Origin of the sequence: Burkholderia sp. MSMB1072 (assembly GCF_001524725.1) — a bacterium.
Taxonomy (GTDB): Bacteria; Pseudomonadota; Gammaproteobacteria; order Burkholderiales; family Burkholderiaceae; genus Burkholderia.
In genome coordinates, this window is sequence record NZ_LOYC01000061.1 from 1 (window position 1) to 2,114 (window position 2,114).

Genomic DNA, 2,114 nt, shown 5'->3' on the forward strand with positions numbered 1-2,114 from the left:
GAGCTGTTGGCCGTGGACAGGCCCGTCGAGGTCGACGTGGACAGCGACGTGATGGAGCTGTTGGCCGTGGACAGGCCAGTCGAAGTCGAGGTCGAAAGCGACGTGATGGAGCTATTCGCCGTGGACAGGCCCGTCGAGGTCGACGTGGACAGCGACGTGATGGAGCTGTTGGCCGTGGACAGGCCCGTCGAAGTCGAGGTCGACAGCGACGTGATCGAGCTATTGGCCGTGGACAGACCGGTCGAGGTCGAGGTCGACAGCGAGGTGATGGAGCTGTTAGCCGTCGACAGGCCAGTCGAAGTCGACGTGGACAGCGACGTGATCGAGCTGTTAGCCGTCGACAGGCCAGTCGAAGTCGACGTGGACAGCGACGTGATCGAGCTATTGGCCGTGGACAGACCGGTCGAGGTCGAGGTCGAGAGCGACGTAATCGAGCTGTTAGCCGTCGACAGACCCGTCGAAGTCGAAGTCGACAGCGACGTGATCGAGCTGTTAGCCGTCGACAGGCCCGTCGAGGTCGAGGTCGACAACGACGTGATCGAGCTGTTGGCCGTGGACAGACCGGTCGAGGTCGAGGTCGACAGCGAGGTGATGGAGCTGTTAGCCGTCGACAGACCCGTCGAAGTCGAAGTCGACAGCGACGTGATCGAGCTGTTAGCCGTCGACAGGCCCGTCGAGGTCGAGGTCGACAACGACGTGATCGAGCTGTTGGCCGTCGACAGACCGGTCGACGTCGAGGTCGACAACGACGTGATCGAGCTGTTAGCCGTCGACAGACCGGTCGAAGTCGAGGTCGACAGCGACGTGATCGAGCTGTTGGCCGTGGACAGGCCAGTCGAGGTCGAGGTCGAGAGCGACGTGATCGAGCTGTTGGCCGTCGACAGGCCAGTCGAGGTCGAGGTCGACAGGGACGTGATCGAGCTGTTGGCCGTCGACAGACCCGTCGAAGTCGACGTGGACAGCGACGTGATCGAGCTATTGGCCGTGGACAGACCGGTCGAGGTCGAGGTCGACAGCGACGTGATGGAGCTGTTAGCCGTCGACAGACCCGTCGAAGTCGAAGTCGACAGCGACGTGATCGAGCTGTTAGCCGTCGACAGGCCCGTCGAGGTCGAGGTCGAGAGCGACGTGATCGAGCTGTTAGCCGTCGACAGGCCAGTCGAAGTCGAGGTCGACAGCGACGTGATCGAGCTGTTAGCCGTGGACAGGCCAGTCGAGGTCGAGGTCGACAGCGACGTAATCGAGCTGTTAGCCGTCGACAGGCCGGTCGAGGTCGAAGTCGACAGGGACGTGATGGAGCTATTGGCCGTGGACAGGCCAGTCGAGGTCGAAGTCGACAGCGAGGTGATCGAGCTGTTGGCCGTCGACAAGCCAGTCGAAGTCGACGTGGACAGCGACGAAATGGCGCTGGTCGCAGTACCGACTTGTTGAGCGACCGAATACAGCTGGCTGCCGTTGATCGCATCGGTACTGGTCGGAGTCACCTGGCCTGCGGCAACGTTGGTGACTTGTCGTTCCTTGCCGCTATCACCCACGCTGACGACGCCGACCGGATTGGCGCCAGCGAATCCGCTGAACGTCACGCCGTTGACGGTGGCGCTGCTCGTGGCGGTTGCCGCGGTGGTCTTCGAGTTGGCGCCGAGCGCGACGGAGTTGTCCGTGCTGGCGACAGCGCCGGAGCCAATGGCGACAGCGTCGGCACCCGTTGCGGTGCTGTCGGGGCCGGTAGAGTTCGCGTGGAAGTACTTGATGCCCTGGCTGTTGATGTTGTCGATCGCCGAGCCCACGCTGTTGGCGGTCGACGTCGTGCCATTCGCGTTGTACGTGGTGTACGACGGGGCCGAGACCTTGCCCGTCGTCGGGTCGTACGTCGAACCGCCGCCAAGTGCCGAGGCGGTGCTATTACCGAGGTTGTCCGTCTTCGTCGAGACCGAGCTCAGGCCGGTGGACAGCGAGTTGATGCCCGTCGAGGTCGAAGTCGAAAGCGACGTGATGGAGCTGTTGGCCGTGGACAGGCCCGTCGAGGTCGACGTGGACAGCGACGTGATGGAGCTGTTGGCCGTGGACAGGCCCGTCGAGGTCGACGTGGACAGCGACGTGATGGAGCTGTTGGC

1 pseudogene is annotated in these 2,114 nt (G+C 63.2%); it reads right to left on the minus strand.

The window, feature by feature from the left end:
* Positions 1-2,114 (minus strand): annotated as a pseudogene (locus tag WS89_RS34030) (ESPR-type extended signal peptide-containing protein); the annotation flags it as partial.